This window comes from Citrobacter sp. RHBSTW-00524, assembly GCF_013747755.1.
GTDB lineage: Bacteria > Pseudomonadota > Gammaproteobacteria > Enterobacterales > Enterobacteriaceae > Citrobacter > Citrobacter braakii.
This window is the reverse complement of sequence record NZ_CP056421.1, coordinates 675935-699935: the sequence shown is the minus strand read 5'-3', so window position 1 is coordinate 699935 and position 24001 is coordinate 675935. Positions and strand designations below refer to the sequence as shown.

The following is a 24001-nucleotide window of genomic DNA, read 5'->3' as shown; positions in this document are numbered from 1 at the left end:
CACTCGCAAAAAGATTACTCTTCCTTCACTACAATCAGCGGCTCGATATCGCTCTCTTTTTTAATCACCAGCGACTCATCGCCGCGCAGGCAGGTCCCCCCATAGTTACCGCCTACGGTGAAGGTACAAACCTGAATATATTTACCAGCAATTTTTGGCAGACACCAAAGCTGCTGATAAATGTTCTTCTGCTCGGCAAACTTACCGCTGGTTTTATCCAGTAACTCTTCCTGATGGCTCACCAGATCGATGTTGCTGCCACAACGTCCTGCAATAGGTTTCACTGCATAACCGGTTTGCGCCAGCTCTTCATTAACAGTGAAATCAGTATCAAGCAGATAGCGGTGGTGTGGGAACAGTTGCCACAGGATCGGCAGAATCGCTTTATTACCAGGGATCACCGTCCACAGAGGTTCAAAGACCAGCACTTCCGGGCGCAGCAACACGTCGATTAAACGCACTTCCTGATTCGTATGCCCGGTACGAATTGGTACCGCGGCGTACTCCGTTTCACTGACCTCTCGCACCTGCTCAATCGCGGTTTCCCACGCCCAGGTTTTCCAGACGCAGTTCACCAGACGACCGTCCCCGTCAATCAGCTGACCGGCGTCATCCCAACGTAGCTCATCGAGGCCACGCAGAATTTTACTGTCAAACCCGGCCTGACGTAGCGCCTGCTGCATAAACTGAGCGTGGTAGTTTTCCTCTATATCTTTATCCTGCATGATGTGGACAAAAGGACGCGCGCGGCTGTGCTTCCAGGCCCCCGCCAGTTCGTTGATCAATCCTTCAGCTGGGTTGTGTCCCTGTCCTGTATAGCCCTGCTCGGCCCATCTTTCGAGGATCAAACCAGCTTCGGTATGGCACGATGCGGAATCGGCGTTGTACTCATACACCTTCAGTCCGCGTTCATCCATACAGAAATCCATACGTCCCGTAATCATATGATGCCGACGACGCTGCCAGGAAAGGCGCAGACGCGGCCAGAGGATTTTCGGGATATCGAACAGCGCCAACAGGTTGTCATCTTTCAGCACTTTGTCGGTCGCGTGCAGATACATCAGGTGCAGCTCGTTGGTGGCTTTGATCAGCTCCTGCTCTGCACTCTCGGTAATGGTGAAGTACTGATGCGGATCCTGATTAATCACGTGGCCGTTCGCCAGCACGTAGGCTTTCTGCAGCGGATCCTGTTCATCAAGCCATTTACCGTCAAACTGCCCGTTATCTTCCAGTCGCGCGCCGCCAATTTTCAGCGAGTCATTGGCGATCTCCGGCTGCGGCAGGCTGTCACGGGTATCATCGGTCTGGATCATCCAGCCAAGGATGGTGGTGTCGTCAAAGGTATCACGCAGGGTGTAACAACCGTTTTCAACCACCATCTCCAGTTCGCGGGTCCACTGCTGTCCGGGAGGTAACGGCGTATGGAGCACGTTCTGTTCGGCAATACGGATTTTGTTTTCCAGCAACTGGGTGACGACCGCCACATGGCCGGTACCGTTAAACTCACCGCCTTTTTGCCAGATAAGCAGAGCACCGGCTACCGGCGCGCGGGGTGAACCATTCGGAAATGCCTGTAACGGCAGGATATTGTCATTCACCACTTCGCGCAGAAAGCGTAAGGAAAAGATCTCCCAGGCCATGCCTACATCGGTGAAGACCACGCCATAATTAAGGAAGAGAAAGCGGCGTGCGAACTCTACGCACTGCCATTTGTGGCCCATGTATTCGTCGTCGATATAGCTGCGAAATGCCGCATCATCGTCGTAGTCCCGTGGGTCGAGGGAGCTGTAATCTGAAGAGTAGATTGCTACGCCGCCTGGGGCGTAGCCCAATAATGTCCCGAATGGGGCATCCTGACTGGTCGTTCCTTTGCTCATGCACCTTACCTCAAAACAATACAGCCTGAGCAGGTTGGCGTGAATTTTTCGCTCTGATTGCCTGCTCTGCGACACTAACCGGACAGAGGTCAACATCATCATACACCTCAACGCAGCGGCTGGCGCTCAGAGGCGAAAAATTCACAGCAGGAACTACGCTTTTGTCAGGGTGACCGGTACGCTTTTATACGCCGGAGTCAAACTTTGTGTGTCCACCGCATCCAGCGAAAGCAGGACATTCGCTTCTGGCAGATAAGCGCCTATTGAGCCCACCGCCATGTTGTAAATCACCACCGTCAAGCCGTGCATAATGCGATCCGAACAGGGCTGGCCGCTGTCGTCCAGCGCCTGAACGTTGACCACATCTCCCTGGTTCAGACCGCGAGTCGCCGCTTCTTCAGCGTTTAAAAACACCACATCCCGACGACCGGTAATGCCACGGTAGCGATCGTTCATACCATAAATAGTGGTGTTGTATTGATCGTGGCTGCGCAGCGTCGCCAGAACCAGTGCATCGGCAGGCTGATTTTCTCGCTCTACCGCCCGCTGATGGCTGACGATAAAGTTGGCTTTACCATTCGCCGTTCGCCATTCACGGCGCGAAGCGGGCGTATCCATACGAAATCCGCCCGGCTCGGCAATACGGGCATTGTAATCGTGGAACGCCGGGATCACGGCTTCAATGGCGTCACGGATCAGCGCGTAGTCCCCGGTTAACGCTTCCCAGTTGATCGGCGAAAGCGGCAGAGTGGCGTGTGCCATGCCCGCCACAATCGCGGGCTCCGATTTTAACCAGCGGGAAGCTGGCTTCAGCGCGCCGCAGGAAGCATGGACCATCGACATCGAGTCTTCGACGGTCACCGACTGGCTCCCCGTCGCCTGAATGTCGCGCTCCGTTCGACCTAATGCAGGCAGCAGGTAATTATGCTTTGCCAGCAGCAAATGCGATCTGTTCAGCTTGGTCGCAATATGCACCTGCAGATCCAAATTTTTCATCGCCGCAAAGGTACGCTGCGGCTGCGGCATCGCCACCGCCAGGTTGCCACCCATGCAAATGAGCGCTTTTGACTCTCCCCGTTCGATGGCCCGAATACTCTCCACGCTGGAGCGGCCATGTGTACGCGGAACACGGATAGAAAAATGCGTCTCAAGGCGTTGCAGGAAATCTTCGGATGCCGCTTCGTTGATCCCCACGGAACGGTCGCCCTGCACGTTAGAATGACCGCGCAACGGGCAGATCCCCGCCCCTGGCTTACCCATATTACCTTTCAGCAGCAGCAGGTTTATCAGTTGCTGGACGTTCTCAGTACCGTTTTTATGCTGGGTGATGCCCAGCCCGTAACAAATAATAGTGGCACGAGATTTACTGTAGCTGTGTGCCAGGTCTTCCATCTGACTGCGCGTCAGGCCCGAGTCCTGTTCCAGCTCCGCCCAGTTATGCTGACGTAAGTCATCATACAGCGCTGCATATCCAGCGGTATGCTCATCGATAAACGCATGATCGAGTGTCGGTTGCTGATCCAGTAAGATCCGCGCTTCATCCATTTCGATCAGCGCCTTCATGATGCCTTTGAGCAGCGAGGCGTCACCGCCCATTTTTACCTGGTAGTAGTCGTTGCTCAGCTGCGTCGACTGACCAGTGAACATCTCTTTCGGGCTTTGCGGGAAACTAAAGCGCTCAAGCCCCCTTTCGTTCAGCGGATTGATAGAGATAATTTTATCCCCGCGTTTGGCAACGTCGCGTAAGGTGGTCAGCATACGTGGATGATTAGTGCCAGGGTTATGCCCGATACAAATCACCAGATCGCAATGGTCAAAATCGTCAAGTTCAACGGTCCCTTTTCCAAGGCCAATGGCCGGCGTTAGCCCTGCGCTGGTCGGTCCGTGGCACATGTTTGAGCAATCAGGAAAGTTGCTGCTGCCATATTCACGGGCAAAAAGCTGATACAGGAACGCCGCTTCATTTGACGTTCTGCCGGAGGTGTAAAACTCAACCTGCTGGGGTGAATCATAGCTGCGCAGACGCTCGCCTATCTCCTGGAAGGCGATATCCCAATCCACCGCCTGCCAGGTATCTGATGCTGCATCGTATTTCATCGGATGCGTCAAACGACCGATATTTTCCAGCTCATAATCGCTGTAGTGCCAGAGTGTGGAAACCGGGTGACGGCTGAAAAATTCCGGTGACGCTTTTTTACTGGTTGTCTCCCAGGAGACCGCCTTAACGCCATTTTCGCACAGCTCCATTGGCGCACGGTGCCCTGGGTCCGGCCACGCACAGCCCGGACAGTCGAACCCTTTCACCTGGTTCATTTTGAACATCGCGATAATGTCGCGGGCGACAGCCTTTTGCGAAAACACCGAAGCAGTGACGGCTTTTACCGCGCCCCACCCACCCGCCGGGCCCTGATAACCGCTTACTCCTGGAACACCATTTTTCATTATTACTGCTTATTCACCGCCAATTTTTAATGGTGAATACGGTAGCAATTTCCGTCCAACATTGATTTCCTCTTCATGGAGTACGGAGCGAGTACAATGAACGGGTTAGATTTATCTTCCCCTTTCAGCACAAAGCGACATAAAGTCCCAATCTGTTAAATTGAGTTCTACCTAACTGCTACACTGCATCAACACAACCACTCAGAAGGCAGGTCAATATGTCAGACAATACCTATCAGCCCGCGAAAGTCTGGACGTGGGAAAAATCGAACGGGGGCGCATTCGCCAATATCAACCGCCCGGTTTCCGGAGCCACCCACGAGAAAACGCTGCCGGTTGGCAAACATCCGCTGCAGCTCTATTCGCTGGGTACGCCAAACGGGCAGAAAGTGACGATCATGCTGGAGGAGTTGCTGGCGCAGGGGGTGAAGGGCGCGGAATACGATGCCTGGATTATCCGCATTGGCGATGGCGATCAGTTTTCCAGCGGCTTTGTTGAGGTGAATCCGAACTCGAAGATACCGGCGCTACGCGATCACTCGCAAAACCCACCGGTTCGCGTATTCGAATCTGGCGCAATCCTGCTCTATCTGGCGGAAAAATATGGTTATTTCCTGCCGCAGGATTTGGCAAAACGCACCGAAACGCTGAACTGGTTGTTCTGGTTACAAGGCGCAGCGCCGTTCCTCGGCGGAGGCTTTGGCCACTTCTATAACTATGCTCCGGTAAAAATTGAGTACGCTATCAATCGCTTCACCATGGAAGCCAAGCGCTTACTCGACGTGCTGGATAAACAATTGGCGCAACATCAGTTTGTGGCCGGAGATGAATACACCATTGCCGATATGGCGGTCTGGCCATGGTTTGGCAATGTGGTTCTGGGCAACGTCTACGACGCAGCAGAGTTCCTTGACGCAGGAAGCTACGCGCACGTACAACGCTGGGCAAAAGAGATTGCAGCGCGTCCGGCGGTTAAGCGTGGTCGTATTGTAAACCGCACCAACGGACCGCTGAACGAGCAGCTTCATGAACGCCATGACGCCAGCGACTTCGATACCCATACCGAAGATAAGCGCCAGAACTAAAATAAATTGCCGGATGGCAACCGCTATCCGGCAATTTCATTCAGGATTTGTCACGCGCTGGTGACGTCGTACTCCATGCGGCGAAGTGCGTCTAACGTGGCTTTAGCTTCATCTTCATCAATGATGCTCATGGCGAACCCTACGTGCACCAGCACCCATTGCCCGACCAGCTCAGCTGTATCACCTTCACAAATCAGGGCAATATTGACATCACGTTTGATGCCGCACACTTCAACCTGCGCAAGCTGGTGAATATCTTCACCAACGGCCAGAACCTGACCAGGGACTCCAATACACATATCTGACTCCGCCCCATAGCAACCTATGGGTTATTCGACTTCAATACTTTTCACTTTCAGTGAATCGCCAGCATCAACCCGCAGACGATCGCCCTGACATTGTGGACACTGCGCATCATGCTGGGTGATTTCCACAACCTGACTGCAATCCCAGCACCATGCCTGGGCTGGCTTGTAATCAATATGCAGCTCACAACCCTGAGCCAGCGTCCCCTGACAGACGATGTCGAAACTGAAACGAACGGCGCTCTCTTCAACGCAGGAGAGCGCCCCGATTTCCAGCCAAACACCGGTTACACGTTTGACACCGTGCTGCTCTGCCTGCTGTTGAACAATCTCAACCGCGCTCTGACAAAGGGACAGCTCATGCATTTTCGCAGTTCCGACGCCCCAGCAGCAACGCGCGGCGATTAAGCTGCGGCGCATTCGGATCGCTAACCGGCAGCGATAACAGCATTCGCGCGCAATCGTCAGTCAGACGCATGCCTTCTTGCGCCGACATACTGTGCGAAAGCGGCGACATCAGTGAGCAGGAAAGGTATTGCGATACGCCCTCCAGTTCACCAACGGTAAATGTCATCTCGCCATACGGCAGACGCAGTCCGATTTTTTCGCTGACTTTACGCACCGGCCAGATCTGGTCCGGTCCGGGGAAAATCAGTGCGCTGAGCATCCAGGGCGTGATAACACACCCCGTCCACTGTCCTTCAAACAGCGTAAATTCAGAGACATATACTGGCATGTTCGGATGCAGGAAAGAGAGATCGTGCATTGAACGCCGGGCAACCTCTTCAAACGCTGCCTGAATTTGCATCTTCGGGGCCGTCTGAAAACCGACAAACTCCTCAGACATGAGCCGCCTCCCGCGGGATCGCTTCAACACCTGATTCGCGAAGCGCGGCAAGAACCTGCTCAAGCGCAGGTTCAATCATCGCTTCAACCGTTGGCGTTAGTCCGATATGCGGCTCCAGCGATTCCGGAATAACACCGACTAACGTCAGCTTTTTCGGAAACTCGCCGGTGAAACGCAGGGCCGACAATACGTCGGCCAGACCAAGCTGGTGCGGTGAGATTTTGTTGGTAAACAGCGCCGGGATCTCTTCATCCCGCAGGACCATCATCGTTCCTGGCGTGTTTTTCTTCGACACAATGGCGTCAGCAATGATCAGATGATCTCTGTTCGCCATATCACCGAGAAGCTCCATCCCAGCCGTACCACCGTCCAGAACATCAACAAAGTCTGGCAGGACGTACCGTTGTTCTAATGCCTCAACGATACGTACCCCGATGGCTTCGTCGGTCAGCAAAATATTGCCGACCCCTAAGACTAATATCCGCATTACAGAACCTTAACTGAGACCACTTCGTTCCCATCAACGTCCACCACATGCACCGCACATGACATACAAGGGTCGAAGGAGTGAATGGTACGAACCACTTCCAGCGGTTTGTTTGGATCGGCAATCGGCGTACCTACCAGCGAGCGCTCATACGGTCCCACTTCATCATTAAAGTTACGTGGGCCAGAGTTCCAGGTTGACGGTACTACCGCCTGGTAGTTGCTGATAATGCCATCTTTGATCACCATCCAGTGAGACAGCATACCGCGCGGCGCTTCGAGGAAACCGACACCTTTAAATTCACCCGTTGCCGGGATATCCGGTTTCACGAAGGTAGTGTGGTCGCCTTTGCCGATGTTCACAATCAGCGCATTGTACTGATCCTGCAGAACGTTCTGCAGTTCACAGCAGTGAACGGTACGGCCAATAATACGGCCCAACGTAGAGTGCAGCTGTGACACTTCGATAGTTTTACCGGTCAGCTTGGTGTAAATCGCGATGATTTCATTCAGCTTGGCATGGGTAGACTCGCGTTTGGCCGCCAGTTTACACAGCATGTTGGCCAACGGACCCACTTCAACCGTTTTACCGTAGAAGGTCGGTGCTTTAACCCAGGAGTACTTGCCGTCATCTGACCAACCGGTGTAATCAGGAACCGTTGTGCCTTCCCACGGAGCCTGCGGCGCTTCGTCTTTGTACCACGCGTGTTTCGCACTCTCCTGAATCCCTTTGATCAGGTACTCATCGGAGTGAGAGGTGATCGGACGATAGGTCGACAGATCTTCATTGGTGATGTAACCACCCGGGAACAGGAAGCTGCCGTTTTTACCGTCAGTCGGGAATTCCGGTGCGCTCAGATAGTTAACCGCACCTTGACCACGTTCCAGCCACTCAGGGTAGAACGCAGCAATCACCGCGGTATCAACCTTGTAAACCTGTTCAACGAAGTCGCTCAGCTTATCGATAAAGGACTTGATATACATCAGGCGCTCGAGGTTCAGCACGCCAAGGCCGTCGAGGTTAATTGGGTTAGCAACCCCGCCTACCGCCAGGTTCTGAATGTGCGGCGTTTTACCGCCCAACAGCGCCACAACACGGTTAGCATCACGCTGGCATTCCAGCGCCTGCAGGTAGTGAGCGACCGCAATCAGGTTCACTTCTGGCGGCAGCTGCATCGCCGGGTGACCCCAGCAACCGTTGGCAAAAATGCCTAACTGACCGCTGGCAACAAGGTCTTTGATCTTGTTCTGAACCTTAGTGAACTCTTCTGCGCTGTTCAGGTGCCAGGAGGACACGCCGTTCAGCATGGCAGACGCTTTCGCTGGATCTGCTTTCAGTGCAGAGGTGATATCCACCCAGTCCAGCGCAGAGAGCTGATAGAAGTGAACAATGTGGTCATGCGTGGTGTGCGCGGCCAGAATGATGTTACGGATATACTGTGCGTTCACCGGAACATCAATATTCAGCGCGCTTTCTGCTGCACGAACGGAAGAGATAGCGTGAGTGGTAGTACAAACGCCACAGATACGCTGCACAATCATCCAGGCATCGCGCGGATCGCGGTTTTTCACGATCTCTTCCATGCCGCGCCACATGGTACCGGAAGCCCATGCTTTAGATACCACGCCATTTTCGATTTCGCAGTCGATGCGTAAATGACCCTCAATACGGGTTACCGGATCAATAGTAATTCTCTGGCTCATGCTTTGCTCGCCTCATGACGATTTTGATCGTTTTGTTTTAAAGGAGGAAGTATCGGCAGTAGACGAATGAGTACGATGTATGCACAAATCTCAATAGCCACAAAACCAATAGAAATCAACAGTTCTTCCCAGGTCGGGAAGTAGTGGTAGCCACCACCAGGATTGAACGCCACCAGCGAATAGGACAGACGCCATGTCGCACAACCCAGCAATGCGCTCAGCGCAGACAGATACAGCATGCGCGAGTCGTTACGCAGCTTAGTGACGCGCAGCACCACCAGCGGGAAGACCATCAGCACGACTTCAATCCAGAACATCAGGGAGTAAAGATCGCCTGAGAACGCATAGGACAGCTTGTCGCGATAGATCAGTTCGCCAAAGCGCAGAACCACGAAAATCGCCAACAGTACGCTGATGGTATTCGTCAGCTTGATGAACAAACTTTTCTCGTCTGGACCATTACCTTTCAGCCCGGCTTGTACCAACGAGCCTTCGAAGATGACGATCGAGAAGCCCATAATAAAAGCGGTTAATACGGAGAAAAGCGGCAACATTTCATAAGCTTGCCATAGCGGATGCACCTTATAGCCCGCAGAAATCATCAATGAACCCATTGAAGACTGGTGCATAGTTGGCAGCAGTGCGCCAAGGGCAATAATAAAGAACATCACTTTATTCAAACGTTTGAGAGAGACTTTCCACCCCAGACGTTCAAACAGAGCCGGAGCAAATTCCAGCGCCATGATGCCGATATAGATGGTCATACAGACCGCCGTTTCGAACAGTACCGAGTTCACGTTGAAGTGGCCCGGAATGTAGAAATACGGCAGGTTCCAGTAACGACCGACGTCAATGGTGATCGACAGACCACCCAGCGAGTAGCCAAACAGGCTCGCCAGCAGCGCCGGACGTACCAACGGATGGTATTGTCCTCTGTTGAAAACATACACCGCCCACGCCAGAGCCCAGCCACCGCACGCGAAGCCGGTACCAATCAGCAGGTCAAACGCGATCCATACACCCCATGGGAAACCGCCGTTCAGATCGGAGACTGAGCCCAATCCGAAGACCAGACGTTTCACGATCAGGAGCATACACAGGACGATAAGCGGCCCAAAAATAATGACCGGTTTGCTGATTATTTTTCCGCCCAGCGGTTTAGGATCATGACTCATGATCGTCTCCTCCATCGTGATGGTCGTTTTTCGTGTTACGACGAACCAGCACGGTTAAGCCCGCCAGCGCAGCCAGGGGTAATATCATGCCCTTGTACAAGGAATGTTGAACATGTTCGGAACGCGCACCGGTTGAAAGATCATCCAGTTTCGGCAGATCCAAATCCTCGTAAGGAACGCCCGTCAGTACCATAACCTGTGTACCACCACCCTCTTTCTCGCCGTACAGATGGGGGTAATACTTCGGTACCGTATGCAGATAGGTATCGCCTGCTTTCACCGTCTGACGCGGATAGTGGTATTCGCTGCCAGGCTTCAGCGCGAGACGTTTTTTCGCCTCAGCCATCAGCTCTTCACGCGTACCAAAAATCACCGCACCGGCAGGGCACACTTCAACACAACCCGGTAAACCGCCTTTATCCAGACGCTCAACACCTTTCTGGTTACACAGTTCACATTTGTGAAGCGCACCAAACGGGTTGTTGTAGTCATACTTAGGCACATTGTACGGGCAGGCGACCATGCAGTAACGACAGCCCGTGCAGACATCTTTGTCATAGTGGACGATGCCAGTTTTCGGATCTTTCTTCAGCGCGGAGACCGGGCAAACGGAGACGCAGTTCGGATCGACACAGTGCATGCACTGCTTCTTAATGTATGCGTAGCCGTTTTCTTCCTGGTCTTTGTTAACGCCTGTTCCGCTACGCCACACCTGGATGATGTTATTGGTATACGGTGACAGTTTGTCGTTGTTCGACCAGGTCTGCTCGCCTTCCGGGTTACGCGCCGGGAAGTTGATATCCTGACACTTGGTGACACAGGCCTGGCAGCCTACGCACAGCGTCGAGTCATAGAGCATCCCAAGAGAACCAGGGATCGGCGGACGGTTTTCTGCAGCCGCATGGCTGATGGACGGCGCAGCGCCCAACAGCAATGCCCCGCTGGAGGCTGCTTTAATAAAGTTACGTCTGTTCACGGTTATTCTCCCCGTGAGTCAGCGTTATCTTTCTTCTGCTGACGCCCCAGTTCACGAACCGCCATCACGCTGACACCGGCAACCAGTCCTACTACGCCACCAAGCAGCCCAATCGCCCCGGCAGAAATATTGCCGCCTTCTTTCATATTGACGTCAGGTTTCTCGGAACGCGGTGTTTGGTTTTCCACATGAGCAAGCTGGTGAATACCTTTATGGAAACCGACACCTTCTTCGTTACAGCCGTAGCAAGGGTGACCGATAGCCACCGGCCACACGCCGCCAACATCGCAGAATTGCAGCGTTGAGCAGTTGCCGTAGGTTTCTGGTCCTTTACAGCCCAGATGGTAGAGGCACCATCCTTCACGGTGACCTTCATCGCCAAACTCTTTAGCAAAACGACCTGCATCGAAGTGCGGGCGACGTTCGCAGTGTTCGTGAATCAAACGACCATAGGCAAATGTCGGACGGTTTTTAGTATCCAGCTTCGGCGGCTTACCGTAAGTGATGATATGCGCGACCGTTGCAAGGAAGTTGTGCGGGTTCGGAGGACAGCCGGGGATGTTGATGATGGTTTTGCCTGGCAGAACTTCCTGCAAGCCGACGGCACCCGTTGGGTTAACGCCAGCAGCAGCAACCCCCCCCCACGCGGCACAAGAGCCGATGGCAATGATAGCGGCAGCGCCTTCTGCGGCCCGGCGGATGTGATCTACGATCGGCTCACCGGCAACCATGCAGTAAATACCATTGTCTTTCAGTGGGATAGAACCATCTACAACCAAAACATATTGCCCTTTGTACTTCTCCAGAGCGTTATGTTTATTCTCTTCGACCTGGTGGCCGAAAGCGGCAGAGAGTACCTCATGGTATTCCAGAGAGATTGTCTCCAGAACGAGGTTTTCCACTGTAGGGTGTGTCGCGCGAAGTAGCGATTCAGTACAACCCGTACACTCCTGCGCACCAATCCAGATAACCGGTGGACGCTGAGGACGAGAAACTGATTCGGCCATTTCTGCGGCGGCTTTGCTACTGAGCCCCATGGTAGCGGCCAGTGCTGCACAAAGCTTCATGAAATCACGGCGATTGATGCCGTTCGAATTGATGAGAGAGTTATCTCCAGTCATTTTATAGTTATTCCGTTGCGAAGACCTGGCTTTTATTTTGCACCTTTCGCATGTTGCATATTGCGATCGGCGCGCCATTTACCACACTTTTTATATGGTTATGTGCATTATAATACTTCGGCGGAGCAACAAAACGAAGGCGTAGGTCAATAGTGTAATTAATTAAAGCAAGATAATACCCCTTTCGGATCAAGCTTCGAGACGATAGCCAGCCATGAAAAAACGAATTGTTGTACTGGACTGGTTCTCTTTAAAGAAATCCATAATCATCTCTTTATCCAGCCCATAGCGACGCGTGAGGATCCCCGCTTCCCACGCGCTGAGCTGTCGATCGCCCGTTTTTTCAAACATTCGATGAGAAAATCCCAGCACAAAACCGCGTTTATAATCAGCACAAAAATTGGCCGCCGTGCGTGCGCTATCCGCACTTGACGCGTTTAATCCGGCCATCAAGCCTTTTCCAAAATGGTTGTCCATGCATAACCTCCAATCGCTATATAATAAATTATATAGCGATTTTTTAAGCAAAGACCAGAGGTATCACGTACTTTTTTATGCCCGCTTAAAAGGACACCCATTCATCCTTTTTAGCGGCCGCAGACGTTTTGCTGTCTGCTGAAGGGGAAGCGGTGCTGGTGGCGGCGTACTGCACATCGTTTGCTGAAAGGCGGAACTGTTGTACCGAGCGTTGCAGCTCTTCCGTTTGCCGTTCAAGCGCCACAGCTGCGGCGGAAACTTGCTCTACCAGCGCGGCGTTCTGTTGCGTTACGCTGTCCATCTGCGTGATCGCCACGCTCACCTGCGAAATGCCCTTATTCTGTTCTTCTGAGGCAGAAGCAATTTGCTTCATGATAACGGTCACTTCGGTGGCTCCGCGCAGAATCGCCTCCATGGTTAATCCCGTCTCTTTAACCAGTCGAGCGCCCTGATCGACGCGACGCGACGATTCGCCAATCAGCGTCTCAATCTCTTTCGCCGCCCCGGCGCTACGGCTGGCGAGGTTACGCACCTCACCGGCAACAACGGCAAAACCACGCCCCTGCTCACCTGCTCTGGCAGCTTCAACTGCCGCGTTCAGCGCCAGAATATTGGTCTGGAAGGCAATGCTATTAATAACCGACGTAATTTCCGCGATCTGTTTAGAGCTGGCGGCAATGCCGTCCATCGTCTCAACCACTTCTGAAACCAGGCTGCTCCCTTTACCTGCCGTCTCTGTCGCCGTATCGGCAAGCTGGCTGGCTTCACGCGCGTTTTCGGCGTTCAGTTTTACCGTTGCGGTCAGTTGCTCCATACTGGCAGCGGTCTCTTCCAGCGCCGCAGCCTGCTCCTCAGTACGCGATGAGAGATCGTTATTGCCGGTGGAAATTTCCGTAGCCCCTCGCCAGATGTTGTCACTACCTGAGCGAATTGTACTGACGGCTTCGCGCAGGCTGTCCTGCATCGCGCACAATAACGGCACCAGTTGGCCCACGCAGTTACGGCCAAAATCTTCGATTGGATGGCTGAGATCGCCCTGAGCAATCTGCTGGAACTGCTGGCGGATACGTCCCAGGGGTTTCACCATCATGGCGACGAGGTAACGGTCTGTGAAGAACAGGAGAGCAATACCGAGGATCACGGCGGTAATAATTAGCGTCCGGATGATAGACGTTTTGCCATCGACCATGACGCGCGTGGTATCAAGCCGCTCACCTGCCGTGGCGTTAAAACGTTCGGCACTGGCGCCAAATTCACGGCTCAGCGCTGGCGTAACGGTGCTGGCATGCTCCGCAAAGGCCGTAAGCGTGCCCTGCTGCGCCAGTTGCATTTGCGGAATCACCCCGTTATCCAGCAGCGCCTGCCACTTCGTCAGTACCGCCGCGGCAACGTCCGGATCCATAGGCCCCGGTGACAACGTTTTCATCTCCTGGAGTTTTTTGCTCATATTCTCCAGGGACTGCTGCGCTGGTGCAAAATCAGGCGTTCCGCCACTCATTTTGACATCCATGGCGCGACTTAAGCGCGTTACGAAGCGAAAATACTGATCGTTCCCCTGACTGAGCACCGTCATCTGATGGACAAGATGACGGTCAATATCATTGCCTTCAGATATTTTTGATAAAGAATGAAGACTGAATAAACCCACGCCCGACCAGAGCAGGCAAAAAAGTCCCAGTATTGCCAACATGACAATACGAATAGTGAAGTTTTTCAGCAAACGCATAATAATTTCCTTGCCGTTGATGAGGAATTCGCCATCAGGCGATACTTATCCTTGTTATCGGCAGGCAACAGAGAAGATATAATGCATTCTTTATTTTTTTACTTTCTTAAGTACATCCAATATTATTTACACTATATCAACATGAATGCTAATGAAATTAGCTAGCATTATTATTCAGATAATTAACCTGAGGCATTAAATAATCCCTTGTTTTCTATCGTAAATATTTGTTAAACCATGCAAGAGTACGCTCCCAGGCCAAATCAGCGGCAGCATTATCATAACGCGGTGTCGAGTCATTATGAAAACCATGATTCACGCCGGGATAGATATATGCCTCATAGACTTTCTTATTGGCTTTGAGCGCCGCTTCATAGGCAGGCCATCCCTCATTAATTCGGGTATCTAATTGCGCATAGTGCAGTAATAAAGGCGCTTTGATTTTAGGGACATCTGATGCAGGAACCTGACGCCCATAAAAAGGCACTGCGCAGGCCAGTTCAGGAAAAGCAACGGCTGCGGCGTTCGACACGCCGCCACCGTAGCAAAATCCGGTGATACCCACCTTTCCCGTCGCGCCTGAATAACGCTGCATAAATTCAATGGCGGCAAAAAAGTCATTCATCAGCTTTACGGGGTCAACCTGCTGCTGCAACTCCCGACCTTTATCATCATTGCCAGGATAGCCCCCCACTGAACTTAAGCCATCAGGCGCGAGCGCAATATAGCCCGCCTTTGCCACCCGCCGTGCCACATCCTCAATATACGGATTCAGCCCACGATTCTCATGCACCACCACTACCGCCGGAACTTTCCCCGTCGCTTTCGCAGGTTTGACCAGATACCCACGCACATCACCATGCCCTTCAGGTGAAGGGTAAGTCATGTATTCCGCCAGGATATCAGGATCGGTGAACTCCACCTGCGTTGCGAGGGCATAATTGGGTTTCAATACATTGAATAAAGCCAGCGCCGTCATACCACCGACTGCATATTTCGCAGCAAGATTGAGAAACTCGCGTTTCGTTATTTTGCCATGAGCGTAATAGTCATAGTAGTCGAGCAATTCTTGCGGAAAGTCTTTGGCAGTTAGACGCGGCATGGCAGCACTCCAGATCGATGTTTTTTTAAGCAAAGCACAGTGGTCTGTTTTTGCCCAGTTTTTCATTCCAGTGTGACCTGGTGAACGGGATATTCATCATGAACCCGCTAGAATAGAAACGTTGTTTCGAAATTCACCTGCACTAAGGAGATCTCATGGACTGGTTTGCCAATCCTGAACGTTACGAGCAGATGCTCTATCGCTACTGCGGGCGCAGCGGTTTACGTTTACCCGCACTATCGCTGGGTTTGTGGCACAGTTTTGGGCACGTTCAGGCGCTGGATTCACAGCGCGCTCTGCTGCGTAAAGCATTTGATTTAGGCATCACGCATTTTGATTTAGCCAATAACTACGGGCCGCCTCCGGGCAGCGCAGAAGAGAATTTTGGCCGATTACTGCGCGAGGATTTTGCACACTATCGTGATGAACTGATCATCTCCACCAAGGCAGGCTATGACATGTGGCCAGGGCCATACGGTTCTGGCGGTTCGCGCAAATACCTGCTCGCCAGCCTCGACCAGAGCCTGAAACGCATGGGCCTCGACTATGTCGATATCTTCTACTCGCACCGCGTTGACGAAAATACGCCAATGGAAGAGACCGCCTCAGCGCTGGCCCATGCGGTGCAAAGCGGTAAAGCGCTGTATGTCGGCATCTCATCCTATTCCCCGGAGCGTACGCAGAAAATGGCCGAGCTGATGCGGGAATGGAAAATTCCGCTGCTGATCCACCAGCCTTCTTACAACCTGCTTAACCGTTGGGTAGACAGCAGCGGTCTGCTGGATACGCTGGAATCCAACGGCATGGGCTGCATCGCATTTACGCCGCTGGCCCAGGGGCTGCTGACGGGGAAATACCTCAACGGCATTCCGGAAGGTTCACGCATGCAGCGTGAAGGGAAAAAAGTTCGTGGGCTGACGGAAAATATGCTGACGGAAGAAAACCTTAACAGCCTGCGTTTGCTCAATGAGATGGCGCAACAGCGCGGACAGTCGATGGCGCAAATGGCCTTAAGCTGGCTGCTGAAAGACAACCGGGTGACGTCGGTATTAATTGGCGCCAGCCGACCGGAGCAACTGGAGGAGAACGTTCAGGCGTTGTCTAACCTGACGTTCAGCGCCGAAGAACTGGCGCAGATCGATAAACATGTCGCGGATGGTAAGCTGAACCTGTGGCAGGCCTCATCTGACAAATAGCCGTTTGTAACTCTGTGCCGGGAAGCGGCGTTAGCCTCCCCGGCACGTAACAGGGCCAGCCAATCCCTTCACACCTCTTCCGCTTTGATCTCTGGACGTTGAAATTCCGGCCACACCAGCGCGACAAGCGCAGGATAAGCCTCCAGACTGAACTCCCTGAAGCACTGGCGTAAGTTAAGCACATCCAGATCGGCATGCGGGACTTTCTCACCGCTCAGACAGCGCTTTTTTATATTGTCGTAATATTTATACACCGCAGAGTTGAGATCGCTACAACGCCGCTGTGCATCAAATAGCCCTGGCGTCTCATTTAGCTCCACCATTGTCATCCGCTTGATCGTTGAGTGGATAAAATCGATATATTCGTGATTAACGCGCCAATACCATACTGGGGTAATCGAATTCATCAGTACCGAAAAATGATCTTCCCCCTCTTCTTTACTCAGCATTTCCGGCTGGTTTTCAGAGTGCCCATTTTCTGCATATCGGTTTTTATTTGCACTGCGCATCAACAAAAGTACCCCGCAGGTAAGCAATAGCAGGGTAATAACAGAATAAAATATACTGTTCATATACTGGCTCCATTTTTTTTGATTTTAAAATTACGCCATGCTATTGTCAACGCAGCCTGGTTTATTTAGAACAACATATCATTGGCATCAAAGGATATTTCAACATGCTTCCCGAGCATCTTGTTCCCTCGCGTTTTCACTTATCCAGCTCATCTACTAATACCAGTTCCACAGATAATAGTGAAAATTTGACTCAGGGAAAGAGAACATTAAGCGATTACGAACCCGATATTTTGATTAGCTCTACCGCTAACGGCCAGGCGCGCAATATGTTATTTGAAGAGTGCGATCGCCATTTAAAAGAGCGCCTGTTTCGTGCCGCAAAAATTGAGTCCTTCACTCGCCTGCTCAATTCACTACAAGCGGAAGGCGACATTAACGCTCAAGAATTAAGTAAAATTTTATCGACAAAAACAGCCAGCGTAAATGAACAGGGCAATAAAATTTGGCTTAATTTAATTACGCGTGAGACCAGCGATCCTATTTTTTATTCTCTGGAAGAGAAATAAAATGAAAGATGTTGAGGATAATAATGTTTATTTGGCTTTAGATGACCATAAAAGCGATGAGTTTGTCTTAAAGCAAAATTTGGCCGTATTGATTGCCAATAAAAATGCGACGTTGGAAAGCGTTGCCCAGGAGATGGTCTCTATTCCCGCCGCGCTGGTGCGGATGAAATGGCAAAATCGTCGCGAAATTTATGCGCTGCAGGCTAAAGAAGAGATCTATGGCGCCGCGATTGAAGCCATTATGGAGCAGCTACCAGAACTACGGGACAAAATCATGGCCCGGCTGGAGAGCACATACCAGCATATACTCAAGCGAGAAACAGCCACCTTATGCCTGACGCGTAAACTGTCTGAAGGGAACTACGAACCTACCAGGATAACGGCAGTCGCACTGGATGAGGACAGATAAGGGCGTGTGGGGAGAGCTGAATCAGGAGAGGAAGGCCGGGTAAGGCAACAACCATTACCCGGCAATCAGGATTACTTCGCTTTCACGGTCTCTTCACCGACCAGACCAATCTTCAGGAAACCCGCCTGATGCAGCGTATCCATAACTTTCATCATGGTTTCATAATCGACGGTTTTATCCGCACGGAAGAAAATCGTGGTGTCTTTCTTCCCATCGGTCAGCGTATTTAATTCGCTAATCATGGTGTCATCCGTCACCTGATTGTTGCCAATAAACATACTCTTATCGGCTTTAACAGACAGGTAAACCGGTTTTTCCGGACGCGGCTGCGGCGTGCTGGTGGAAGCCGGGAGATTCACCTTCACATCCACCGTTGCCAACGGTGCGGCCACCATAAAGATGATCAATAAAACCAACATAACATCGATAAACGGCGTCACGTTGATTTCATGCATTTCACCGTTATCGTCCAGGTTTTCATTAAAGCTCATTGCCATGGAACATTATCCTACACGTAATTTCTGCGCAGCACGTACCGGATGGGCAGAAGCGCTAGCGTTCAGGTCCAGATCGCGACTTTGCAGCAACAGTACCTGTGCCGCGACATCGCCCAGCATCGCTTTATAGCTGCCAATCTGACGTGCGAAAATGTTGTAGATAACGACCGCAGGAATTGCCGCGACCAGACCGATCGCCGTCGCTAACAGTGCTTCTGCGATACCCGGCGCAACAACGGCCAGGTTGGTCGTTTGGGTTTGTGCAATCCCGATGAAGCTATTCATGATGCCCCATACGGTACCGAACAGACCCACAAATGGAGAGATAGCCCCGATGGTGGCCAGGTAGCCGTTACCACGTCCCATATGACGACCTATCGCCGCCACACGACGCTCCAGACGGAAGCCGGTACGCTCTTTAATACCTTCGTTGTCGTCGCTGCCTTCTGACAATTCCAGTTCGTTCTGCGCTTCGTAAATCAACTGTGCGCCCAGGCTTTTGCCATCGAATCCTGCAGCAATCTCATTTGCCTGGTCTAAAGAGCGGGCGTCCGCCAGCAGTTGCTGTTCACGCTTAAGGCGGCGTTTCTGAGTAAAGAACTCAAGGCTCTTACTAAAGAAGATAGCCCAGGTGACCACTGATGCCAAAATCAGCCCAATCATCACGCACTTAACCACGATATCGGCGTGCTGATACATACCCCAGACGGAAAGATCCGTCTGCATCAAATTATTACCCACTCTGTATCTCCAGGACGCAAATCACAAAATCTGAGCGTAATGATATCAAAACGACGTCGAATTGATAGTCGTTCTCATTACTATTTACATATTGCCGCACCTTTGGTTTCTTTTCCTTGCGCTTACGCAGTAAAAAAGTCACCAGAAGCATTTTGAGATTATTTTCTACTGTATGACCGTTCTGCAGGATGCGTCATCTTTGATTCATGGTAGTTTAGACATCCAGACGTATAAAAACAGGTAAGACGACATGGCAGATAAGCAACTTGAAACCAAACTCGTTCACGCAGGACGCAGTAAAAAGTACACGCTGGGCGCGGTAAATAGCGTGATCCAGCGCGCTTCTTCGCTAGTGTTTGACACCGTAGAGGCCAAAAAGCAGGCTACGCACAACCGTGCTAACGGTGCGCTTTTCTATGGACGTCGCGGAACCTTGACGCATTTTTCCCTGCAGGAGGCAATGTGTGAACTGGAAGGCGGCGCGGGTTGCGCGTTGTTCCCCTGCGGCGCGGCGGCCGTTGCCAACACCATCCTCGCCTTTGTGGAACAAGGGGATCATGTGCTGATGACCAACACCGCCTATGAACCCAGCCAGGATTTCTGCACCAAAATTCTCGGCAAACTCGGCGTATCCACCGGATGGTTCGATCCGCTGGTTGGTGCCGATATTGTGAAGCACATACAGCCGAACACTAAAGTCGTATTTCTGGAATCTCCCGGCTCTGTCACCATGGAAGTACATGATGTTCCTGCTATTGTTGCCGCCGTCAGAAGCGTCGCGCCGGATGCGATCATCATAATTGATAACACCTGGGCTGCCGGGGTGCTGTTCAAAGCACTGGATTTTGGCATCGACATTTCTATTCAGGCTGGTACCAAATATCTGATTGGCCATTCCGACGCCATGGTCGGCACTGCGGTAGCTAATGCCCGTTGCTGGGATCAACTGCGCGAAAATGCCTATCTGATGGGGCAAATGCTGGACGCCGATACCGCCTATATGACCAGCCGCGGACTGCGTACGCTAAGCGTTCGCCTGCGCCAACATCATGAAAGCAGCTTAAAGGTCGCCGAGTGGCTGGCCAGCCATCCGCAGGTCGCCCGCGTGAACCACCCCGCGCTGCCCGGCAGTAAAGGCCACGAATTCTGGAAGCGTGATTTCACCGGCAGCAGCGGTCTGTTCTCATTTGTATTGAATAAGAAACTAAATCATGAAGAGCTGGCCGCGTATCTGGACCACTTCAGTCTGTTCAGCATGGCCTACTCCTGGGGCGGATTTGAGTCGCTGATTCTCGCTAATCAACCGGAACACATTGCGGCAATCCGTCCGCAAGGCGAGGTGGACTTCAGTGGAACGCTCATCCGTTTGCATATCGGTTTAGAGAATGTTGACGATCTGATTGCCGATTTGGCCGCAGGATTTGCCCGAATCGAGTAAAATTGCCATAGATGGACATATATGCAGACACTTCTGGTGGAAAAGTCTGCAATTGTTGCGTCCGGGATCAAGGCATCCCGGACAATTCAGGAGTACAATCCACACATAAACGCTGTTCCACAGGAAAGTCCATGGTAGTCATTCAAGATATTGTCTCCGCGCTTTGGCAACACGATTTTGCCGCGTTGGCGGATCCGCACGTTGTGAGCGTGGTGTACTTCGTAATGTTCGCCACACTGTTTTTAGAAAATGGCCTGCTGCCTGCCTCCTTTTTACCCGGAGACAGCCTGTTATTGCTGGCAGGGGCGCTGATCGCTCAGGACGTGATGAGTTTTATACCTACCATAGCTATTCTGACTGCCGCAGCCAGTCTGGGCTGCTGGCTGAGCTACATTCAGGGACGCTGGCTGGGCAACACACGGACGGTAAAAGGCTGGCTGGCGCAATTACCTGATAAATATCATCAGCGCGCTACCTGCATGTTTGACCAACACGGGCTGATGGCACTGCTGGCTGGGCGTTTCCTGGCATTCGTTCGTACCTTGCTGCCAACAATGGCGGGAATTTCGGGCCTGCCAAACCGTCGGTTCCAGTTTTTTAACTGGCTGAGCGGTCTGCTGTGGGTCACCGTCGTCACCGGCTTTGGCTATGCGCTGAGCATGATCCCGTTCGTCAAACGCCATGAAGACCAGGTGATGACCTTTTTAATGATCCTGCCGATTGCCCTGTTAACCGCGGGTCTGTTGGGAACCCTGTTTGTCGTGATTAAAAAAAAATACTGTAGCGCCTGAGTATTAACCGTAGGCCGGGGTTCCCCCGGCATTTTCGCCTGATGACGTTTCGCTTATCAGGCCAGCGCTGAGCAAGTTTAACTCCCCTGCATCATTCGAATTCTGGCTGCATCCTCCCCCGGTGTTACGCCAAAGAAACGTTTGAATTCCCGACTGAATTGCGATGCGCTCTCATAGCCGACGCGCATGGCAGCCGCACTGGCCTTCATCCCGTCGTGGATCATCATCATCCGTGCTTTATGCAGACGATAACTCTTCAGGTATTGCAGCGGCGACGTGCTGGTCACCGCTTTAAAATTATGATGAAACGCCGACACGCTCATGTTCGCTTCTGCCGCCAGTTGTTCGACATTGAGATTTTCGGTGTATTTGGTTTCAATGCGCTTCAGCACCCGGCTTATCAAACTGAAATGCGTCTGGCGGCTAACCAGCGCCAGTAATGCGCCGCCGCGCGGCCCGGTCAACACATGGTAGAGGATCTCGCGAATAATCTGTTTCCCCAGAATACGCGCATCCAGCGGTCGCTCCATCACATCCAGCAGGCGCTCAGCGGCGCACAGTATTTCGTCAGAAAGCGTCGCGGAGTTGATCCCGCTGGCCGCCATGGCGGGCTGGAACAGCTCATCTTCCCCAATGTCCATCAACAGCTCCTGCAATTGCAGAATATCGACATTCAGGTAGATACCGGCCAGGGGAACCTCCGGCGTTGCATACGTTTCACATTCAAAGGGTAACGGTACGGTTAGCAACAGGTATTCGTTGGCGTCATAACGAAATACACGTTCATTGATATAACCAATTTTATGTCCCGAAAAGAGAAATATGATTCCTGGCTGATACATTACCGGTGTACGCGCTGCCGGCTCAGTGCCGTGCAGCAGGCGGACATCTGGCAGCAGTTCGCTGAGTTTATTTTCATTGTTTTTCAGCTGCTTAATTTTATCTGTCAGCAGAAGGCAGATCTCATCACGGTTCATAGAGCACCATTTCATCATCGGTTTGCAACCCTGACATAATGCGCAGATTTATCCGTTTTCTCCAGCAGTCTGTAGAAATGGGCAAGACATCGGCAGAAATGAGCATTGAGAGCAGCGCGGCTGACGACCACAATGTTCATCATCCGGCAGACACTCTCCTGCCCTCTTTTTTACCCACATAAGGGAACGAGCAATGAACAACTTTAATCTCCATACCCCAACCCGCATTCTGTTTGGTAAAGATGCGATTGCTGAGCTGCGCGATCAAATCCCTCAGGATGCTCGCGTATTGGTTACCTATGGCGGCGGTAGCGTGAAAAAAACCGGTGTCCTGGCACAGGTTCAGGATGCGCTGAAAGGCCTGGATGTGCTGGAGTTTGGCGGTATTGAGCCGAACCCGTCTTATGAAACGCTGATGAACGCGGTAAAAATCGTGCGTGATGAGAAAGTGACGTTCCTGCTGGCGGTAGGCGGCGGTTCGGTGCTGGATGGCACCAAATTCATCGCGGCTGCGGCACAATACGCTGACGGCATCGATCCATGGCGCATTCTGGAAACCCACGGCAACGACGTAACAAGCGCTATCCCGATGGGCTCCGTATTAACCCTGCCAGCAACCGGCTCTGAATCTAACTCCGGCGCGGTCATTTCGCGTAAAACCACCGGCGATAAGCTGGCCTTTATGACCCCATTTGTGCAGCCGGTATTCGCCGTGCTGGATCCGGTTTACACCTATACCCTGCCGCCGCGTCAGGTTGCGAACGGCGTCGTAGATGCCTTCGTACATACCGTTGAGCAGTATGTGACTTATCCGGTAGACGGGAAAATTCAGGATCGCTTTGCTGAAGGTATTCTGCTTACGCTGGTAGAAGAAGGCCCGAAAGCATTGCAGGAGCCGGAAAATTACAACGTGCGTGCGAACGTTATGTGGGCGGCAACCTAGGCGCTGAACGGTCTGATTGGCGCAGGCGTACCACAAGACTGGGCAACGCATATGCTGGGCCACGAACTGACCGCAATGCACGGTCTGGATCATGCTCAAACATTGGCGATCGTTCTGCCAGCGCTGTGGAATGAAAAACGCGATACCAAACGTGCCAAACTGCTGCAATACGCAGAGCGTATCTGGAATATCACTGAAGGTTCCGATGACCAACGCATCGACGCCGCTATTGCCGCAACCCGCGCTTTCTTCGAACAAATGGGCGTACCGACTCGTCTGTCTGACTACGGCCTGGACGGTAGCTCCATCCCAGCGCTACTGGAAAAACTGCAAGCGCACGGCGGTACAAAACTGGGCGAACATCAGGACATTACGCTCGAGGTCAGCCGTCGGATTTACGAAGCTGCCCGCTAAGGTTTTTTCACCTCCGCCTTTCATTTTTGGGTATTTATATTCTAAATATTTCGAGTTGCATAAAGGCGGCAAAGGAGAGAATCCCCAGGAGCTTACATAAGTCAGTGACTGGGGGTGAAACGACAAACCTGCCGGGAGCAGATTTGAACGCTGCTTGCAGCGGACCTGAAAGGGCGAGGCTCATGGATGGG

Annotated in this window: 23 protein-coding genes and 1 pseudogene; 7 read left to right on the top strand and 17 right to left on the bottom strand. The window is 52.2% G+C overall.

What is annotated here, in order from left to right; genetic code table 11:
- Positions 1-14: 14 nt before the first annotated feature.
- On the bottom strand, positions 15-1877 hold the full coding sequence (gss, locus tag HV229_RS03415) for a bifunctional glutathionylspermidine amidase/synthase (RefSeq protein ID WP_181546898.1): 1863 nt from the start codon (positions 1875-1877) through the stop codon (positions 15-17).
- Positions 1878-2030: 153 nt separating this feature from the next.
- Positions 2031-4319, bottom strand: a complete 2289-nt coding sequence (locus tag HV229_RS03410) for an FdhF/YdeP family oxidoreductase (protein ID WP_181546897.1) — start codon at positions 4317-4319, stop codon at positions 2031-2033.
- 218 nt (positions 4320-4537) lie between these two features.
- Between HV229_RS03410 and yghU the strand changes: the two genes are divergently transcribed.
- Positions 4538-5404, top strand: a complete 867-nt coding sequence (gene yghU, locus HV229_RS03405; protein WP_181546895.1) for a glutathione-dependent disulfide-bond oxidoreductase — start codon at positions 4538-4540, stop codon at positions 5402-5404.
- Positions 5405-5454: 50 nt separating this feature from the next.
- On the opposite strand, the gene hybG is transcribed toward yghU, so the two are convergent.
- The 11 genes from hybG to yghX all read right to left on the bottom strand — a co-directional run bounded on the left by hybG (position 5455) and on the right by yghX (position 15323).
- Entirely contained in the window at positions 5455-5703 is a 249-nt protein-coding gene (gene hybG / locus HV229_RS03400) for a hydrogenase maturation factor HybG (RefSeq protein ID WP_003024459.1), read from the bottom strand.
- 30 nt (positions 5704-5733) lie between these two features.
- On the bottom strand, positions 5734-6075 hold the full coding sequence (hypA, locus tag HV229_RS03395; protein WP_016157467.1) for a hydrogenase maturation nickel metallochaperone HypA: 342 nt from the start codon (positions 6073-6075) through the stop codon (positions 5734-5736).
- Positions 6068-6556 carry a hydrogenase-2 assembly chaperone gene (hybE, locus tag HV229_RS03390; protein WP_016154490.1) on the bottom strand — a complete coding sequence of 163 codons (489 nt, stop codon included), beginning with the start codon at positions 6554-6556 and terminating at the stop codon, positions 6068-6070. Before hybE ends, hypA begins: the two co-directional genes overlap by 8 nt.
- A complete protein-coding gene (locus tag HV229_RS03385; protein WP_016157468.1) occupies positions 6549-7043 on the bottom strand; it encodes a HyaD/HybD family hydrogenase maturation endopeptidase in 495 nt (164 codons plus the stop codon). Before HV229_RS03385 ends, hybE begins: the two co-directional genes overlap by 8 nt.
- Positions 7043-8746: a hydrogenase 2 large subunit gene (gene hybC / locus HV229_RS03380; RefSeq protein WP_003024476.1), complete on the bottom strand. Its 1704-nt coding sequence runs from the start codon at positions 8744-8746 to the stop codon at positions 7043-7045. Before hybC ends, HV229_RS03385 begins: the two co-directional genes overlap by 1 nt.
- Positions 8743-9921: a Ni/Fe-hydrogenase cytochrome b subunit gene (hybB, locus tag HV229_RS03375; RefSeq protein WP_016154492.1), complete on the bottom strand. Its 1179-nt coding sequence runs from the start codon at positions 9919-9921 to the stop codon at positions 8743-8745. Before hybB ends, hybC begins: the two co-directional genes overlap by 4 nt.
- The gene (hybA, locus tag HV229_RS03370) at positions 9911-10897 is read right to left on the bottom strand and encodes a hydrogenase 2 operon protein HybA (protein ID WP_003828357.1); all 987 of its coding nucleotides are present in this window, start codon (positions 10895-10897) and stop codon (positions 9911-9913) included. The genes hybB and hybA overlap by 11 nt, the downstream gene beginning before the upstream one ends.
- A 2-nt stretch (positions 10898-10899) precedes the next feature.
- Positions 10900-12018, bottom strand: coding sequence for a hydrogenase 2 small subunit (gene hybO, locus HV229_RS03365; protein WP_016154493.1), 1119 nt, complete (start codon positions 12016-12018; stop codon positions 10900-10902).
- A gap of 189 nt (positions 12019-12207) precedes the next feature.
- Positions 12208-12495 (bottom strand): DUF2623 family protein, encoded by a 288-nt coding sequence (locus tag HV229_RS03360; protein ID WP_114681209.1) that lies wholly within the window; start codon positions 12493-12495, stop codon positions 12208-12210.
- A gap of 85 nt (positions 12496-12580) precedes the next feature.
- Positions 12581-14221 (bottom strand): methyl-accepting chemotaxis protein, encoded by a 1641-nt coding sequence (locus tag HV229_RS03355; RefSeq protein WP_151222300.1) that lies wholly within the window; start codon positions 14219-14221, stop codon positions 12581-12583.
- 214 nt (positions 14222-14435) lie between these two features.
- On the bottom strand, positions 14436-15323 hold the full coding sequence (yghX, locus tag HV229_RS03350) for a YghX family hydrolase (protein WP_047499231.1): 888 nt from the start codon (positions 15321-15323) through the stop codon (positions 14436-14438).
- Positions 15324-15478: 155 nt separating this feature from the next.
- Here yghX and HV229_RS03345 point away from each other — a divergent pair, with 155 nt between their 5' ends.
- Positions 15479-16519, top strand: coding sequence for an aldo/keto reductase (locus HV229_RS03345; RefSeq protein ID WP_046276176.1), 1041 nt, complete (start codon positions 15479-15481; stop codon positions 16517-16519).
- A gap of 68 nt (positions 16520-16587) precedes the next feature.
- Here HV229_RS03345 and HV229_RS03340 read toward each other — a convergent pair whose 3' ends face one another.
- The gene (locus HV229_RS03340) at positions 16588-17091 is read right to left on the bottom strand and encodes a hypothetical protein (RefSeq protein WP_016154498.1); all 504 of its coding nucleotides are present in this window, start codon (positions 17089-17091) and stop codon (positions 16588-16590) included.
- A 104-nt stretch (positions 17092-17195) separates the two neighbouring features.
- Here HV229_RS03340 and HV229_RS03335 point away from each other — a divergent pair, with 104 nt between their 5' ends.
- Positions 17196-17600, top strand: coding sequence for a hypothetical protein (locus HV229_RS03335; protein WP_016154499.1), 405 nt, complete (start codon positions 17196-17198; stop codon positions 17598-17600).
- Position 17601: 1 nt separating this feature from the next.
- The gene (locus HV229_RS03330; protein WP_137380605.1) at positions 17602-18009 is read left to right on the top strand and encodes a cytoplasmic protein; all 408 of its coding nucleotides are present in this window, start codon (positions 17602-17604) and stop codon (positions 18007-18009) included.
- A gap of 71 nt (positions 18010-18080) precedes the next feature.
- Here HV229_RS03330 and exbD read toward each other — a convergent pair whose 3' ends face one another.
- Positions 18081-18506, bottom strand: a complete 426-nt coding sequence (gene exbD, locus HV229_RS03325) for a TonB system transport protein ExbD (RefSeq protein ID WP_016154501.1) — start codon at positions 18504-18506, stop codon at positions 18081-18083.
- 6 nt (positions 18507-18512) lie between these two features.
- On the bottom strand, positions 18513-19247 hold the full coding sequence (exbB, locus tag HV229_RS03320; protein WP_181546893.1) for a tol-pal system-associated acyl-CoA thioesterase: 735 nt from the start codon (positions 19245-19247) through the stop codon (positions 18513-18515).
- Between the two features lie 250 nt (positions 19248-19497).
- Between exbB and metC the strand changes: the two genes are divergently transcribed.
- Positions 19498-20685 carry a cystathionine beta-lyase gene (gene metC, locus HV229_RS03315; protein WP_016157474.1) on the top strand — a complete coding sequence of 396 codons (1188 nt, stop codon included), beginning with the start codon at positions 19498-19500 and terminating at the stop codon, positions 20683-20685.
- A 131-nt stretch (positions 20686-20816) separates the two neighbouring features.
- Positions 20817-21476: a DedA family general envelope maintenance protein YghB gene (yghB, locus tag HV229_RS03310; RefSeq protein ID WP_016154504.1), complete on the top strand. Its 660-nt coding sequence runs from the start codon at positions 20817-20819 to the stop codon at positions 21474-21476.
- Between the two features lie 77 nt (positions 21477-21553).
- Here the strand turns inward: yghB and HV229_RS03305 are convergent, their stop codons facing one another.
- Positions 21554-22453 (bottom strand): AraC family transcriptional regulator, encoded by a 900-nt coding sequence (locus tag HV229_RS03305; protein WP_029139662.1) that lies wholly within the window; start codon positions 22451-22453, stop codon positions 21554-21556.
- Between the two features lie 193 nt (positions 22454-22646).
- On the opposite strand from HV229_RS03305, the pseudogene yqhD reads away from it, so the two are divergent.
- Positions 22647-23810, top strand: a pseudogene (yqhD, locus tag HV229_RS03300) (alcohol dehydrogenase).
- The last annotated feature ends 191 nt before the right edge of the window (positions 23811-24001 follow it).